This is a genomic window from Pontibacillus yanchengensis (genome assembly GCF_009856295.1).
Classification (GTDB): Bacteria; Bacillota; Bacilli; order Bacillales; family BH030062; genus Pontibacillus; species Pontibacillus yanchengensis_A.
Genome location: NZ_WMEU01000002.1, coordinates 525,568 through 541,120, shown reverse-complemented (window position 1 = coordinate 541,120; position 15,553 = coordinate 525,568). Strand labels below are relative to the sequence as shown.

At 36.5% G+C, this 15,553-nt stretch carries 16 protein-coding genes and 1 pseudogene; 5 read left to right on the top strand and 12 right to left on the bottom strand.

Features of this window, described 5'->3' with window-relative positions:
• Positions 1 to 19: 19 nt before the first annotated feature.
• Positions 20 to 640 (top strand): PH domain-containing protein, encoded by a 621-nt coding sequence (locus GLW08_RS09880; protein ID WP_160848450.1) that lies wholly within the window; start codon positions 20 to 22, stop codon positions 638 to 640.
• A gap of 348 nt (positions 641 to 988) precedes the next feature.
• Here the strand turns inward: GLW08_RS09880 and GLW08_RS09875 are convergent, their stop codons facing one another.
• The 3 genes from GLW08_RS09875 to GLW08_RS09865 form a co-directional block, all read right to left on the bottom strand.
• Positions 989 to 1,645: a peroxiredoxin gene (locus GLW08_RS09875; RefSeq protein WP_036817857.1), complete on the bottom strand. Its 657-nt coding sequence runs from the start codon at positions 1,643 to 1,645 to the stop codon at positions 989 to 991.
• 266 nt (positions 1,646 to 1,911) lie between these two features.
• Positions 1,912 to 2,634, bottom strand: a complete 723-nt coding sequence (locus GLW08_RS09870; protein WP_237458382.1) for a DUF421 domain-containing protein — start codon at positions 2,632 to 2,634, stop codon at positions 1,912 to 1,914.
• 38 nt (positions 2,635 to 2,672) lie between these two features.
• Positions 2,673 to 2,969, bottom strand: coding sequence for a hypothetical protein (locus GLW08_RS09865; RefSeq protein ID WP_160848449.1), 297 nt, complete (start codon positions 2,967 to 2,969; stop codon positions 2,673 to 2,675).
• A gap of 595 nt (positions 2,970 to 3,564) precedes the next feature.
• Here GLW08_RS09865 and GLW08_RS09860 point away from each other — a divergent pair.
• The 3 genes from GLW08_RS09860 to GLW08_RS09850 all read left to right on the top strand — a co-directional run bounded on the left by GLW08_RS09860 (position 3,565) and on the right by GLW08_RS09850 (position 6,041).
• On the top strand, positions 3,565 to 4,506 hold the full coding sequence (locus GLW08_RS09860; protein WP_160848448.1) for an arginine deiminase family protein: 942 nt from the start codon (positions 3,565 to 3,567) through the stop codon (positions 4,504 to 4,506).
• Positions 4,507 to 4,608: 102 nt separating this feature from the next.
• On the top strand, positions 4,609 to 5,226 hold the full coding sequence (locus GLW08_RS09855; protein ID WP_160848447.1) for a LysE family translocator: 618 nt from the start codon (positions 4,609 to 4,611) through the stop codon (positions 5,224 to 5,226).
• A 65-nt stretch (positions 5,227 to 5,291) separates the two neighbouring features.
• A complete protein-coding gene (locus GLW08_RS09850; protein ID WP_160848446.1) occupies positions 5,292 to 6,041 on the top strand; it encodes a YqcI/YcgG family protein in 750 nt (249 codons plus the stop codon).
• Positions 6,042 to 6,105: 64 nt separating this feature from the next.
• Here GLW08_RS09850 and GLW08_RS09845 read toward each other — a convergent pair whose 3' ends face one another.
• From GLW08_RS09845 to GLW08_RS09835, 3 genes are all read right to left on the bottom strand, one after another.
• Positions 6,106 to 6,291, bottom strand: coding sequence for a hypothetical protein (locus GLW08_RS09845; protein ID WP_160848445.1), 186 nt, complete (start codon positions 6,289 to 6,291; stop codon positions 6,106 to 6,108).
• A 1,218-nt stretch (positions 6,292 to 7,509) separates the two neighbouring features.
• Positions 7,510 to 8,058 (bottom strand): sugar O-acetyltransferase, encoded by a 549-nt coding sequence (locus tag GLW08_RS09840; protein WP_160848444.1) that lies wholly within the window; start codon positions 8,056 to 8,058, stop codon positions 7,510 to 7,512.
• Between the two features lie 396 nt (positions 8,059 to 8,454).
• Positions 8,455 to 8,937, bottom strand: a complete 483-nt coding sequence (locus GLW08_RS09835; RefSeq protein WP_160848443.1) for a SoxR reducing system RseC family protein — start codon at positions 8,935 to 8,937, stop codon at positions 8,455 to 8,457.
• A gap of 79 nt (positions 8,938 to 9,016) precedes the next feature.
• Between GLW08_RS09835 and GLW08_RS09830 the strand changes: the two genes are divergently transcribed.
• Entirely contained in the window at positions 9,017 to 9,796 is a 780-nt protein-coding gene (locus GLW08_RS09830) for a hypothetical protein (RefSeq protein ID WP_160848442.1), read from the top strand.
• Between the two features lie 56 nt (positions 9,797 to 9,852).
• On the opposite strand, the pseudogene GLW08_RS09825 reads toward GLW08_RS09830, so the two are convergent.
• The 6 genes and pseudogenes from GLW08_RS09825 to liaF all read right to left on the bottom strand — a co-directional run.
• Positions 9,853 to 9,999, bottom strand: a pseudogene (locus GLW08_RS09825) (IS3 family transposase); the annotation flags it as partial.
• Positions 10,000 to 10,179: 180 nt separating this feature from the next.
• Complete coding sequence (locus GLW08_RS09820) at positions 10,180 to 11,379, bottom strand: dicarboxylate/amino acid:cation symporter (protein WP_160848440.1); 1,200 nt, start codon at positions 11,377 to 11,379, stop codon at positions 10,180 to 10,182.
• A 467-nt stretch (positions 11,380 to 11,846) separates the two neighbouring features.
• On the bottom strand, positions 11,847 to 12,947 hold the full coding sequence (ddlA, locus tag GLW08_RS09815) for a D-alanine--D-alanine ligase (RefSeq protein WP_160848439.1): 1,101 nt from the start codon (positions 12,945 to 12,947) through the stop codon (positions 11,847 to 11,849).
• Positions 12,948 to 13,044: 97 nt separating this feature from the next.
• On the bottom strand, positions 13,045 to 13,677 hold the full coding sequence (locus GLW08_RS09810) for a response regulator transcription factor (RefSeq protein ID WP_160848438.1): 633 nt from the start codon (positions 13,675 to 13,677) through the stop codon (positions 13,045 to 13,047).
• Positions 13,670 to 14,716 (bottom strand): sensor histidine kinase, encoded by a 1,047-nt coding sequence (locus GLW08_RS09805; protein ID WP_160848437.1) that lies wholly within the window; start codon positions 14,714 to 14,716, stop codon positions 13,670 to 13,672. The genes GLW08_RS09810 and GLW08_RS09805 overlap by 8 nt, the downstream gene beginning before the upstream one ends.
• A complete protein-coding gene (liaF, locus tag GLW08_RS09800) occupies positions 14,713 to 15,441 on the bottom strand; it encodes a cell wall-active antibiotics response protein LiaF (protein WP_160848436.1) in 729 nt (242 codons plus the stop codon). The genes GLW08_RS09805 and liaF overlap by 4 nt, the downstream gene beginning before the upstream one ends.
• Between the last annotated feature and the right edge of the window lie 112 nt (positions 15,442 to 15,553).

The window sequence follows — 15,553 nt, the reverse complement described above, 5'->3', positions numbered from 1 at the left end:
CAAAGGAAAGGTTGGTTCCATGTTTAAAAAGGTTGCTTCCGATGCACTTGGTCTTAGTGATGTAGGAAAAGTTATTCAACGTGAAGATTTTGATAAGGTTGATGCAGATGATTATGTTATGCATGAGGATGGCGAAACCATCTATTTCCTTATCATGTCTCAATCTGATGAGTACTGCTTCACCAATAAAGCGCTCATTCACCTTGATGGGACAAGTGCTACAAGCAAAAAACGCATTCTTAAGCGTTACGATTATTACAAGAACACAATTAAGAATGTCGCCCTTGAAACAGCCGGTACTGTCGATTTAGACGTAGAAATCAAATTCACATTGGGAAATGAACACTTCTCGATTGATGTAAACAAAAAGAACCTTGAGGAACTAAAAGACTTGTACAAAGCATTACTTAAAATCTCTGAGATCTCTCAAGAAAATGACACCTATATGAATTTCACAAAACAGAGCTTAGATTATGCGACCAATGCTCTAAGTCAAAACCATACTCATGGAAATGACACTAAGGTATTTGAAGAATTTAAACAAATCAATCAACATGCCTTTAATTGGCTAGCAGAAAGCAAAGAAAAATACACCCAAAAAGATTTTGGTGCTATATTTGAACGTTATATAAACAATTAATCTAGCACAAGAACAAAAGCTCGGGGCGCCCGTTTAGCGACGTACAAACTTTACTAAACATGCGTTGTAGGAAGTTCGATTAAAACCGCTGCATCATGCAGCAACATCGAACCAATCTACGTCGTGTAGGCCGAAAGGAAACACGGAGAGCGGTAGCGATTCGATGTTGACTTATCGTAAGGAGGGGCAGGAAGTTTGCTAGTCGCTGGGTTCTGGATTTGGACGTGGCCAAATCACCTTATCAAAGTTATCCTAGAAGCTCAACCCGTTTATAATTTCCTAGACGACTAAAAAAGGAGGCTATCTTCATGATAGCCTCCTTCATTATTAGAGTTTATATAACATTGGTTATACGTCTTTCTTTGATATATACCAATCGATATATTCAATCCCTTCTTCTTGAGCACGTTTAGCTGCTTCTTCTTGGGTTTTTGGTGGAGAAACAACAGCCTTATCCCCTTCTTGCCAATTGGCAGGAGTAGAAACCCCATGTTCATCTGTCGTTTGTAGAGCTTTTACCAAACGAAGAATTTCCTGCATATTTCTTCCTGTTGTAAGAGGATAGTAAATTATAGAGCGTATTTTCTGTTTATCATCAATAACAAATACAGCTCGACTTGTTTCAACTTGGCTCTCACCTGGCATAATCATTCCATATTTCATAGCAACTTGTTTATCTAAGTCTGCGATAACCGGAAATTCTATTTTTGTATCAAAATTTTCCTCAATGCTTCGAATCCACGCAATATGAGAAGGAACACTATCTACACTTAAACCTAATAGTTCTGTGTTTAACTGTTTTAGCTCGGGATAGATGTCCTGAAATCCAACAAATTCTGTGGTGCAAACTGGAGTGAAATCAGATGGATGAGAGAACAAGACGACCCATTTACCTTTGTAATCTTCTAAATTAATATTACCTTGACTCGTCGCAGCACTAAACTGTGGTGCAGCATCTCCGATACGCGGCATATTGACCTTTTGTTCTTCTGTATGTGTTTCCATTATTCCAACCTCCTTGTAAAATATCCATTAATACTAATACCACATGAGGCATTTATTAATCTTATAAAATGTAAAATGATTAAAATTACTTATGTAATGCTTGGTTTTAAGTTGGCTAAGGGAGCGAGCTTTCGGATGGCAGAGCGACTTTCTCGAAGTCTTCAACATATTGTGGCTATAGTTCCATAAACACAGAGTAACATTGAATCCAATATGTAATTAACCTACAAAAACCCCTATGATATTTTACCATAAGGGTTCTTCCATTAATGCTCTATAGGTGGTATTTGATCAGTAGGTTGATGTTTCTTGGAAATAATAAGTTGCTGGTTTTGCGTAAAACCAACATAAAACAATAGCTCTGGATTAGGTTCACCTAGTGCTATAAGTTGTTGGATGAGCCACTCCTCAGACTTGTCTAACCACCCCAAGAGATCATATTGTATCTCTCCATCTAAAATGACTGGTAGTTCAAAATTCTTACCTTGTTTGTAAATGGATAAGTCTTCACGTAAGACTGATTCTTTACTTGGATGTAATTTCAAGCTCATTTTACCATTCGCTTCAATGATTGCCATTTCTACATCTTCCGTATGAAATACATTTTTCTCTCTAAGCATTTGTAGTACATTATCAATTGAATAACTAATTTTTTTCATATTTTCCATAATAAATTTGCCGTTATATATCACTACAATTGGTTCGAACGTTAACAACTTACCTACACGTCGATGTTTTAACTTTAGATGAATGATGATTTTCTGAAGGATTGCTATGCCGATCATTGCAACTACTGTGTGGATATGATTAATTTCAGGGTCAGCAATGTCCGCTCCTACTACTGAACCGAGCACAAGAATGACTAAGAAATCAAACACGGGTAACTCCCCTATGGATCGTTTCCCCATAAATAAGCCAATTAAAAGCATGAATGGTAAAATAGTAGCTATCCTAAAAACAACTTTAATCAAATCCAAGAAAATATCCATCGCGTGCACCTCTTTTACCTATATAGATTCATCATTTCCTAAAAAGGAAACATTACACACCCCAACTTTTGATTAAAAGGATGAGGATGTTTAAATTCGAATCTTCCTTGGCCATCAGTTGCACTGGGTGTAATATAATCTTGGTCCTCTTCGTTAGAGTCAGGTTTTTGTTTCATTAACGAAAAGCCAACTTTATTATGTTGTACCTCCTCCACTCCCTTCATTGCAAAGATAGTTAGCATAAATGCAAGAAGGGTCCAAAGTAGCATCCAATACTCACCTGTATAAATATGATCTTTATTAGCCCCAATAAGCCCTGCCCATTCATTCGTCACACTTCTAGGAGGATTATCATATTTAACACACCTAAATGTAGCAAGTCAATACTTGATTAAACTGCCTTCCAAATCACAGAAATATTCTTGTCCATAGATGTGGCATAATATGTGCTATTCAAATCCGTCCATTGCTCGCTCCTAATGTTTTGACATTTTGGATTCTTGCTCATGGATATATTTTATTTCGTTCCCAATCACCACCGTTGTAATAGAGGTGACAAGTATCGTAAGGATGATTATTTCAAGACCTATGCTAGTTAAAAATCCATAGGTCCTATATCTGGGCTTCTAGCAGGAAATATAACTGGTCTTAACAATATATACGCAACGACAGAAAGTGGAAAAAAATGAAGTGGATCCGTCAATTTCTTTATTACTTTTTGAAACTTGGAATTCAAAGCAAGTATAAAAGCTAGGATAAAGCCAACGACAAGTGCAATTCCTAATATTTGCATAATATAACCTAAATTTCATGATTTTTTAATCATTCCTTCACACCTTTCTCCCTATAAATCTCCCCCTCACCTCAGAAGTATTATTTCATCAGGCTAGGAGATTCTAATAAGACGAACACTTTAGGAGGTAATAAAAAATGAACCAGATATCACCAAATTGCTTCTCTGAACATGAACAACTAAAATCTGTTGTATTATGCCCTCCTTCTAGTCTTGATGTACCAGACCAAAAAACAGCTACGATGGTGCAATGGAATGGGCCTGTTAATCAGGAAATTGCACATGAAAATCATGAAAATTTAACAGGGGCACTATCACAAGAAGGTGTGCATGTCATTCAATATGAAGATGAACTATCAAGTGAGGGCTACCGGTTAAGCGACCAACTAATTAACCGCATGTTTGTAAGAGACCTAGCCTGCGTTTTCGGCAATACTATCTTACCTGGTGAAGCAGGAACCTCTATGCGAAAACCCGAATATATTCACCTACACAGTTTGATGAATAAATGGTTTCCCCATCATTTCCAAATACATGAAAACAACGATGTTAGCTCACTTGAATTCGGTGATGTATTAGTTCTAAACAAAGATGCAATCTTCATTAATGTAGGAATGCGTACCAGTATCTCTAGTGTTGAAAGAGTAAAAAATAGCTTATTTGAAGCAGGTTTCTCTGAAATTGGAATCATCGATTTACCGAGAAGTGCAAGTACGCTTCATTTAGATATGAATTGTAACGTTGTCGGCTCAAATGTAGTGATTTCCAAAAGCTTTCTACGCTACTTCCCTATTCAAGTTCTTACCCAGTCTACAGTTCACTATAGTATGATGCAGGAATTTATGAGTCGACATGGGTTTGATGTATATTGGATTGAATCATACAAAACCATACCCGACATTAACTTCTTAAATATCAATCCTGAAACAATACTAATTAGTAAACAGGCTAACTTAGAAATATTCAGAGACCATCCTGTTTTGAAAAAGAAAAAATATCTATCCATAGATGTTACAGAATTAGAAAAAGGCGGCGGAGGCATTAGATGCATGACATTACCTTTAGAACGGAGATTATAACCTTTTGACGAGAATAGGTTTTAACAGGTTTCATATTTGTAGTACAAGCTAATTATGTTGCATAAAATTGGAAGAGGAGTATTTTCAAGGGGGTTAAGGTGGATGAGTATATTCTTTAGTTACATTTTTCTTGGTCTATCCCTTTCAGCACCCATAGGTCCTATTAACGCTGCACAACTTGATAAAGGAATAAAGTATGGGTTTCTAAGTGCTTGGTTGGTAGGAATAGGTGCTATGGTTGCTGATATGGGTTTTATGTTGCTGATTTATTTTGGTTTAGCGCAAGTTATAATGATTCCTATAGTAAAAACATTTATATGGTTTTTTGGGGCTTTTGTTTTAGTGTACACCGGTATTGAAAGTATCAAGTCCTCTAATGACACTTCTTCTAATGAAGATTCGCAAAGATCTAGTAGATCTTTTTTTACTGGCTTCTTCATGGCTCTTTCCAATCCGTTGAATATTTTGTTTTGGTTAGGAATTTATGGTTCCATTCTTGCTAAAACCATGGATCAATATGGACAATCTCAACTTTTCTTTTATAGTTCTGGTATATTTTTAGGAATTCTTTGCTGGGATGTCTTCATGGCATTAGTAGCAAGTTCCCTTCAGAAATTACGCAAACCTAAAATACTTACATACATTTCAGTAATAGCTGGACTTGTATTAATTGGATTTGGGATTTATTTTGGAATTCAAGCTTTTAAGATTATAATCTAAACTACATGGACAGTCACCTATTTTTCTCCATTGATTATGTTATATAATGTAAGGAGGAATTAGGGATGACTGAACTGTACACTAGAAGTTGGATTGAGGAAAACCTTCTATCTCTTGAATCATGGCAGCAACAAGCATACGAGGATTTTGCTAACATGATGGAAGATCATACGTATCCATGTGTACCTGGACGCCAAGGATTTTTGGAAGATTCATTACGTTATGGATTTTTAGGTGACCCTAGAAATAAAGAAACTCACGAGCAATTTGCTAAGGTATTAAAGGAATACACCTTATGTTCTCGAGATACTGGAAAATATGCATCTTTAGCTTTGATGTTCTATACCCCAGAAGAGATGAAACAACATTATAATGTTGAAAACTATGAAGAGTTATTCTGGTCTGTTATAAACGGTGTAAGTAAGTTTGACGAAAAAGAATGGCCGGATTCCATACCCAAAGACCCCAATGATCATGAATGGGAGTTTTGCTTTCATGAGCAACCTTATTTCGCTTTTTGTGCTACACCTGCTCATCAAATGAGAAAAAGCCGACACTCTTCTCATTTTTTGATTGCCCTACAACCAAGATGGGTATTTAATGAAATTAATGATTCAACAACTTTTGGTAGAAAGATTAAACAAGTAATACGAGATAGGTTAACCAACTATGACAACATACCAGCTCACCCATCATTGAAATGGTATGGTCAAGAAGATAACTATGAGTGGAAACAGTATTACTTAAGAGATGATGATACCATTCCATCAAAATGTCCTTTCACACGTTTCAAGCAAAAAATAATCAAACGGTAGCATTTTATTTGTATATAAATTTTATCATTACTACTAAAAAAGAACTCTGCAAACTGCAGAGTTCTTATCTTTTACTATTAAATTTGCTCACATCAATGGGGATGGTATTGTTGTTGCTATAGTATATGGATAGTAATTCTAAATCTGTCATTTTACGATCGTCTTTATAATGGTCTTTATAGTACATATTTTCAGCAAATTCTTGTTCTTCTACTTCAAAACGTTCATTTACTTTGTTCCATTTCTTCATTAGTAATCATCACCCTCCTTTTGGCTTTATTTTATTCTATTTGTTTAAATTTTACCCTGAAATATTTTTGAAAAATCTTCCTATTTTCCAAAAAATTAATTTTAGTACAAAAGTTTTACTATAATAGGTTTTTTGTATTTATATAAAGCTCTTTACGATCATGTACAAACTATTCATGTTGATCATCTTATCCAAATAAGCCCCATTATCTTGAAGACTTGGATTCGAGTTAATGGGGCTTTTATTGGTTATAAGAGGAATATTTCCGTTGCCTTAGTTAGACTAAAGTTGGCCTGGGAACAACTCGCGTCCTGCCGCGAGCTGGCAAGCTACCTTCGGAGGAAAACGCCCTCAGGGGATCTTGCCTACCTCTTTCTCCGGCGGGAGTCTCCTTGTTCCCAGGCCACCACCCGCGATGTTGGGAGGTACGGAAACATGGGCCGGGAAATTGGGACGATCGCTCCTATATTCAGAAAGTCGCTCCAATTTTCGAAAACTCGCTCGCAAAGGGGCTCTGGCGCACCGCATTTCTGTCCGCATACCCGGTTGCTCCGAAACTTGAAAATTTGCTCGCACAACCGCCCCTCCAGACCCCCCAAAAAACAGCGGTCGCTCCGAAAGCAGGAAAAGTCGCGCCCATGTTTTTATCACAGCGACATGACAAGTCCATGTATTGCATGATAAATGCGACCCGTTGAAAAACAGATGTGTAAAGAACACAGGAAAGTGAGCTAATTTCCAGGCCTATCTTTTCTCCCTTAACACAACGGAAACACCCCACTCACCCAAACTACCTCGACCTCAAGTCTTCCAGATCATGCCTCTTATATGGAATAACCTTACTTCTCTTTATTGAACTCCACATAGACAAATAAAACATCAAACTAACTCTTTACATACATCAAAATAAGTGATATATTATATAAATGTACTGCAGAACAGATGAATCTGTACTATAAAAGATAGTTCCATTAACGTTACGGTAAAATCAACTGGCAACTGTGAAAACATTGAACGCACAGCACCTTATTTTCACTGGCGCGGTCAAGGAGCCGCAAGGATGAGAGAGAGGTAGGGCTTTCATTATTTAAGGTTTTCAAAGTATAGCACAGTGATCATACCGCGGCACAAGGTTTGAAGTAATGAAAATGTGAATATATAAATTACAAAGGGTGGTGTCCTCTATGGGCACCACCCTTTTCCAATAATACATAACTTTTAGATATGCTTAATTACTTTACAAGGATTACCTGCGGCCACTACATTATCTGGAATTGATTTCGTCACCACACTGCCTGCACCAATCACCGTATTACTGCCAATCTTCACTCCAGGCATAATAACAGTGCTTCCACCAATCCAAGTATAATCCCCAATATGTATAGGGTAAGCCATTTCTTTACCTTCGAATCTTTGTTTGGAATCAATTGGATGTGTAGCTGTGTACACCTGTACATTCGGTCCAAATTGAACAAAATCACCGATAGTTACAATATTGCAATCTAAAATCACACAATTATGGTTAGCATAAAAGCCGTCTCCTAATTGGATATTGTATCCATAATCACAATAAAAATGTGGTTCAATATGGGCATTTGTTTCCTGATTAAATAACTCCTTCAGTATAGATTGCTGATGTTGAATTTGACTCGGATTCGTCTGATTAAATTGATGGCATATTTGCTTTGCACGTAAACGATCCTGCGAAAGCTCTGTATCACTAGCCTCATAAAATTCTCCTGCTAACATCTTCTGTTTTTCCGTCATATCTTCACCTCCAGATTCTTGTTCTCTCTCCCAACACATTCGGACAAAAGCGCAAGCACCCGGTTAGCGACGTACAAACTGGACGGCTCCGTATGAGATAAAGGAACACGAAGAGCGATAGCGATTCGATGTTGACTTATCGTAAGGAGGTGCAGGAAGTTTGCTAGTCGCTGGGCGCCGGAGCTGGACGTGGCAACATCACTAAATTAAAGACAACCTCAACCCGTTTTGTTGTTGGATATAATTAAACTGATGATTATGTATAAAGGGCTTCGTTCGTTATACCTCCCTAGCCTTGTAACTCTTTTGAGGATTAATATCAATGTTAAAAAAAGTATAACGGATAACAGAAAGTTATCAAAGTAAAGAGAACGCTACTTGGCGTAACATTCTCTCTTAATCACCCTTATTAGATTGTTTTCCTTTATTGTGTACTCCTAAATAGGAAACAAAATACTTTCTACAAATTTCTTGAATAAGTTGAACTTCTGCGTATGTTTTACATTGAATGATAAATAAGATTCTAATATTCATTTCTTGTTTTCTTCTTTTTAGTTTTTGCTTCTCTTTCCTTTTATCAAAAAAATACCCTATTAACCCTCCAGCAACCAATCCAATTAAACCAATAATAACAGGACCTAAAAAAATCACCGAACCATAAATGACCCCTAAAAGCATACCAATTGTGGCTAAAGTTGCTGTTGTATCAGAGAAGCTCATCCCATCTGAATAATTAATCGAATCTACTAATGTACGCTCAGTTTCCTCATTGTTCATCTCAACAAACACAATATTTTCTTTGGGAAATTGATGTTCCACAATTTCTCCTATAGCCATTTCCACATATTCATTACTTTCAAAAGCAGCAAAAACATGCATAATAACACCCCATTTTACAAATAACACCATTAGATAGTGTGGCTAGTTATGGACAAAATACTCGTTAGAGGTGATTTTTTTGTCAAAAAATATCCAAACCATTAAAATGTTTAAACCGAGGAGAGCCAAGGTAAAGATTGGTGCCTTTGACGTAAATTACATTAAGAAACGTCGACCGATCATCATAGCTTGGTGGTCAGCTGCTCTTCCAGGCATGGGACATATTCATTTAGGACATTATTTGAAAGGACTATTATTAGTTAGCGGTGAGATTATCTTAAATAATTTATCTCACTTGAATGAAGCCATTTTTTATTCCATGATCGGTAATTTCTCACAAGTACATGAGGTAATCAATTACAATTGGCTATCCTTATATTGTTCTTTTTTCGTTTTTGCGATATGGGATTCATACCGTATCTGCATCGATACCAATAAATCCAGTTTAATTGAAGAAAAACAATCAAGTAGAGAACTTACATTTGGCTTCATAGATACATGGGGAATAAATACGCTTAACGTACGTAATCCAAAAATGGCTTATGTGTGGAACACGATATTTCCAGGTCTCTTTCATATTTGTAATAACAAATTGATTAGTGGAATTACAATATTAGGATGGACCGTTATTATTAGTTACTACACAAAACTCCCTTTAATGTTCCTTTATACATTAACAGGTAAATTTGAAATGATACCTGAGTTGATTAATGTCCAATGGTTACTCTTCTTCCCATCCATTTATTTATTTTCTATTTATGACGGGTATTCCCATGCTGTTTATTATAATCAATTGTTTGAAGAAGAACAGAGTTATCATTTTAAGAAAACATTTGGTAACAACGAATTAATTTTATAAAAAAAGCCGAAGAATTAGACTGACCTGTTCATTTGAGACAGGAATAAAACGCCTTCTTAGGCTGCCATTTCTCCAAATTCAATTGGAGAGTGGTAGCCTAATTTTTCTTGAATTCGCTCTTTATTATAGTATTTTATATAATCGTCTACATGCTCTCTGACCTTATCCATGCCTATTGATTTAAACTTCACGTACTGAAATTCCTCAGACTTAAGACCCCACTCATCTTATCTTAACGACTTCACACTTCATTTCTCCTGAATAAAAGTTTTTGCCCACACAAAAACACCTCCGAATCAGTACTTTTATTAAGTGTACCATTTCGAAGGTGTTTTTTTAGTGTCTCATTTTATTAGGTTAGTCTAAATTCTCTCCGGTTTTTTTTAAGCAGTCTTATTATTATGTTCTTCAACCTCTATAGTATTTATATCCTTTCCCATTAACTTATCAATAATAATGGATAGCGCTCCGTCTCCTGTTACGTTAGTTGCCGTGCCAAAGCTATCTTGAGCTAGGTAAAGGGCAATCATTAGTGAAGTCATAGTTTCGCTAAAACCTAACATAGATTGAAGCAGCCCTAGAACAGCCATTACAGCTCCTCCAGGTACACCAGGTGCAGCAATCATCGTTAAGCCTAGAGCTAAAATAAATGGAAAAATGCTAGTAAAGGTAGGCTGCATTCCATTTAGCATCATTACGGCCATAGAACAACTGACAAGTGTAATCGTACTACCGGACAGATGAATGTTGGCGCATAAAGGTACTACGAAATCAGCTATTTTTTCTCTCACTTGATTGCTTTTGGTTTGTTTAAGCGTCACTGGTATCGTTGTAGCAGATGACTGTGTACCAAGTGCAGTGAAATATGCTGGAACCATATTTCTTAAGGAATGTAGTACGTTTTTCCCTGATAGAGCAGATGCTGTACTATACTGAGCAAGGAGCATAACAACGTGTAGTACGATGATAACGGCAAATACTTTTATAAAAGTGGACATAATCATCGCCACTTGACCCCCATACGTCATATTCGCGAAAATCCCTAATATGTGGACAGGTAGCAAAGGAATAATGACATAATGTATGACCTTCTCAATAATGCTACGAAAATCAACCAACCCTTTTTGCAGCGATGTTCCATTAATAGAAGCTAATCCTAAACCTAGGACAAAGGCTAAAATAAGAGCTGTCATTACACTCATCACAGGTTCTAAATTCACTTCAAATAACGGGGATTGAAGAAACTCTTCCGGGTTTTCAAAGTTCCCTGATGTACTACCTGATGATAATAGAGTGGGAAATAACAAACGCCCACTAAAGAAGGCTAACAACCCTGCTACAACAGTAGATGTGTATGCTACAGTAGTGGTTAGTGCCACTAGTTTTCCAGCACCCTTCCCTAATTCACCAATACCTGGAGCGATAAATCCTAATATAATCAAAGGGATAATGAAATTTAGAAAGCCACCAAATAAACCATTAAATGTAGCCAATAATTGTATCCACCACTGAGGGAGTAATAATCCAGCACCAATTCCTATTATGATCGCAATAATTAATCTTGGTAAAAGTCCTATTTTCATTTTTGTCCTCCTCAAATGTACATATGTTGCTTTATGATGGAACCAAGTATAGCTTTTATCCTTTAGTTTGTTAAGGTCTATAGATATATTCATAATATTCAATTATTTAAAAAGAAGAAAACTGTCGCCTGACAAGTCTTTGGAGCAAAGAAAGATTAATTTGCACTTCAGAACAAAAGCTTAGGGCACCAGTTTAGCGACGGTATATGCCGCGGCCTACACGACGTAGGTTGGTTCGATGTTGCTACGTGATGTAGCGATTTTAATCGAACTTCACCTGATTCCGTAGGAGATTAAGGAAACACGAAAACATGCGTGATTCGATGTTAACTTATTGTACGGAGGCGAGGGAAGCATACTAGGCGCTGGGAGTTTGAGCTAGACACGCTAGAAACTTATTCTTATTTTACTTTTAAAGAAAAAACCCTAGTACATGTCATATGTACTAGGGTTACTAAATTTCCTTCTTAATCTTCTCTTGTATTCTTCAAGGAAGCATCGCGCTCATATCTTTGGATAGCAAGCTCAATTAATTCATCAATAAGTGCTGGATATGAAATACCACTTGCTTCCCAAAGCTTTGGATACATGCTGATTTTCGTAAAGCCTGGTAATGTGTTGATTTCATTCACAATAATTTCTCCATTTTCTTTTAAGAAAACATCTACTCGTGATAATCCTTCACATTCAAGAACTCGAAATGCCTCGATGGCCGTTTGTCTAACACGATCTTCTGTTTGTTGATCTAATGAAGCAGGAATTTCTAACTTTGCCCCACTTTCATCGATATACTTTGTTTCGTAAGAATAGAAATCAGTTGACGACAGAATTTCTCCAGGTACGGATGCCTTAGGCTCTTCATTGCCCAATACAGAACATTCAATTTCTCTTCCTACTACACCCTCTTCAATAATAACTTTATAATCATATAAGAATGCTTCTTCTATAGCTTTTGTAAATTCCGCTTCACTTCTTACTTTACTAACTCCTACTGAAGAGCCTTGGTTAGCTGGTTTTACAAAAAACGGCATTCCCAGATTATCTTTCATTTCATTGAATTGGATTCGATCTTTTTGATGCTTTTTATAAGAGTACCATTTAGCTACACCAATACCAGCGTCCCTTAACAAGCGCTTTGTAATATCCTTATCCATGCACATAGCTGACCCTAACACATTCGTACCAACATATGGGATGTTGGCTAGTCGCAACATACCTTGGATACTTCCGTCTTCCCCTAACGTCCCATGAAGAATTGGAAAAACTGCATCTAACTGACCTAAGCTTGTTGTCGTGGAAAGATTCAGCATTTGATTACTTGTGCTACCTGGAACAACTGCTACACCCTCATTCGTTTTATTTAACGTAATTAATTTAGGATCTTCCGCATGCAACAAGTACTGAGATTGATCATTCACATGCCAACCTCCATCTTTATCGATGCCAATTAACACTACCTCATACTTCTCCTTATCAATTGCATCAACAATATTTTTGGCGGATTGTAATGATACTTCATGTTCTGAGGATTTCCCTCCAAATAATATGCCAACTTTCTTTTTAGTCATTTCCTTCACCCTTTGCTTACATAGTCTTTTTCATTAGTAAATGTTTCGTAATTCCCTTTTATGTTCTTTATTTTTTATTATAAAGGGTTAAGAATGATTACTTTACTAAATCATGTTTAAACGCATAAATTACGGCTTGTGTTCTATCCTGTACTTCTAGCTTTCCTAAAATGTTACTTACATGAACCTTTACAGTTTTCAATGCAATATATAGCTCGTCTGCTATTTCTTGATTCACTTTCCCTTCTGCCATTAACATTAAAATCTCTTTTTCTCTTTCTGTTAAATATTCGTGAGGGTATTGTACTGGCTTTTGACGCATTTTGTTCATGATTTTCCCTGTTACCTCTGGTTCTAAGATGGATTGACCTTCATATGTTGACCGAATTGCGTCTGCTATTTCATTTGCTTTGGAAGTTTTTAACATATAACTTGTTGCTCCAGCTTCTAACGCTGGGTATACTTTCTCATCATCTAAAAAGCTTGTCACGATAATGATTTTAGCAGTTGGCCATTGCTCAATAATTCTTTTTGTTGCTTCTATACCATCCATCTCTTTCATAACAAGGTCCATTAATATAATATCAGGCCGATGCTGTAAAGCTAAATTTACAGCCTGCTGACCATCATCAGCTTCAGCTATAACATCAATATCTTTTTGTGAAGATAGGTATGCGGAAACTCCAATGCGAACCATTTCATGATCATCTGCAAAGAGAACGTTAATCATTGTCATCCCCCTTTCCTTTTACATAAGGTACCTTTACCTCAAGACGAGTACCTTGATTTGGTAAACTAATCACCTTTAATGTACCACCTACTTCCATAGCACGCTCCTGCATGTTGTGTAATCCATATGAACTTGTTTTTTCTTCTTCTACATTAAAACCTTTTCCATCATCTACCACCCTCATGATAACAAATTCATCTCTTTGAATAAGCATCACATGGAGGGAATATGCCTCAGCATGACGTAAGGTATTGGAAACAGCCTCTTGTAATATACGAAATAACTGGTCCTCTATCCCCTTATCGAGATGGAACGTTTCTACCTTCCAGTCTATTTCCATCGGCACCTTTTGAGTGAGTTCTTCTAACAATTCTTGCATTCCTTCTTGGAGACTCTTTCCTGTTAGTGGAACGGGACGTAAGTGAAGGAGCAAGGCTCTCATCTCAAGTTGGGATTGTTGAATCATATGTTCAACCATACTCATTTGTTTTCTTATACCATCATTTTCTGGAGGGTTAGAGTCATTTATAGCTGACATCATCATGGAAGCCGCAAATAAATGTTGACTTACCGAATCATGTAATTCTCTAGCTAGTCGATTACGTTCTTGAACGACTACTTCTTGAAGGCTTTCTTCCCGCTCATTTGCTCTTTCAGTTGCTAGCCTTTGTGATAATTCAGTTTGCTTGGTGAGTTTATCTTCAAGTTTTTGAAGCTGTTGGTTTAATTGAATAAATTCAATAACCTGTTCAGTGTGGTCTAATGAAAGTGGATGACCTTTCATCAGTTCATCTAAACGCTGGTATATTGCATGAACTCTCCTTCTCCACATCCAGCCATAATACCAGCCACCTAGTACACCTGTACAAATAACAAAGGTACTAATAAACATTATATAAGGTATATCAAATGTTTCTTGATTCCATAAATCAGACCACTCATTGAGTGGAAATGCTAAAAAAGTAATAAATAATATCAGAATAGTAATGGTGAATGAAAACAATAATCCAGCTATGGTTTGACGAGACAAAAGGTTCATATTCGTTTCACCTCGATATCTCCAGAGAATAAGGAGGTAACGATCTTAACCTTGGGTTTCTCTGTTACATATCCAGGTGTATGATATGAAAGTTGATGATTCATCAATTTAAGATGATGGGTTCCAAATATATTAGCTCTACCTAATATAGAACTATGGTGGACACTTACTTCTACCTCATAGGGAACGTATATTTCAATATTTCCAATTAAATGACGTATGGATATCACAGCTTCATCTGGGAGAACTGTATTACTTAAATCAAGCACACGGTCCCCAAATCCACCATGAATATTGACATCATGCCATTCATATCCAACTTCACTTGTAATTTGATCTCCCATCAGTCGTTGTTTAAGTAATGGTGCTGTTCGACATAAATGTTCATTCTCCTGAACAGTTGAACTTGCAAATATAGCTTCCCATTTGTCAGGATTTTGTTTTGTCTTATAGTAATAACGAACAAATAAGACAATGCCTGCTATCAATAAAAATCGTACAGCAATCATATTTATTACTGTAAAGAAGATTGTGATGACTCCTACCCAAAACAAAACTTTACCAAAGGTTCTGTAGTATTTTCTTTTCCCTACATACAATAAAAGAGAGGAGAACAGTAACGAAAAGATTAAACCACCATTAAAGAAAATTATTTCTACGCCTAACAGGATAAATCCAATGATGATAATCCAATTTAATGTACTGGTTGATAACCGTGATAGCATTAGATGTCCTCCTTTCTTTCATAGTTTATCTTATAATATAAACTTGTACCTTTCGATATAAAAAGACGCAGAGCACTGCGCCTTTTTTTCCTACACTTATTTCCTTTAGGAT

What these genes read in the sequence shown, in the direction of transcription:
- ddlA (WP_160848439.1), bottom strand. Translation starts at nt 12,947, where the DNA reads ATGACTAAAAAGAAAGTTGGCATATTATTTGGAGGGAAATCCTCAGAA.
- GLW08_RS09835 (WP_160848443.1), bottom strand. Translation starts at nt 8,937, where the DNA reads ATGCATGTTTTTGCTGCTTTTGAAAGTAATGAATATGTGGAAATGGCT.
- liaF (WP_160848436.1), bottom strand. Translation starts at nt 15,441, where the DNA reads ATGCTATCACGGTTATCAACCAGTACATTAAATTGGATTATCATCATT.
- GLW08_RS09805 (WP_160848437.1), bottom strand. Translation starts at nt 14,716, where the DNA reads ATGAACCTTTTGTCTCGTCAAACCATAGCTGGATTATTGTTTTCATTC.
- GLW08_RS09840 (WP_160848444.1), bottom strand. Translation starts at nt 8,058, where the DNA reads ATGACGGAAAAACAGAAGATGTTAGCAGGAGAATTTTATGAGGCTAGT.
- GLW08_RS09850 (WP_160848446.1), top strand. Translation starts at nt 5,292, where the DNA reads ATGACTGAACTGTACACTAGAAGTTGGATTGAGGAAAACCTTCTATCT.
- GLW08_RS09875 (WP_036817857.1), bottom strand. Translation starts at nt 1,645, where the DNA reads ATGGAAACACATACAGAAGAACAAAAGGTCAATATGCCGCGTATCGGA.
- GLW08_RS09880 (WP_160848450.1), top strand. Translation starts at nt 20, where the DNA reads ATGTTTAAAAAGGTTGCTTCCGATGCACTTGGTCTTAGTGATGTAGGA.
- GLW08_RS09810 (WP_160848438.1), bottom strand. Translation starts at nt 13,677, where the DNA reads ATGATTAACGTTCTCTTTGCAGATGATCATGAAATGGTTCGCATTGGA.
- GLW08_RS09845 (WP_160848445.1), bottom strand. Translation starts at nt 6,291, where the DNA reads ATGAAGAAATGGAACAAAGTAAATGAACGTTTTGAAGTAGAAGAACAA.
- GLW08_RS09820 (WP_160848440.1), bottom strand. Translation starts at nt 11,379, where the DNA reads ATGAAAATAGGACTTTTACCAAGATTAATTATTGCGATCATAATAGGA.
- GLW08_RS09855 (WP_160848447.1), top strand. Translation starts at nt 4,609, where the DNA reads ATGAGTATATTCTTTAGTTACATTTTTCTTGGTCTATCCCTTTCAGCA.
- GLW08_RS09860 (WP_160848448.1), top strand. Translation starts at nt 3,565, where the DNA reads ATGAACCAGATATCACCAAATTGCTTCTCTGAACATGAACAACTAAAA.
- GLW08_RS09870 (WP_237458382.1), bottom strand. Translation starts at nt 2,634, where the DNA reads ATGGATATTTTCTTGGATTTGATTAAAGTTGTTTTTAGGATAGCTACT.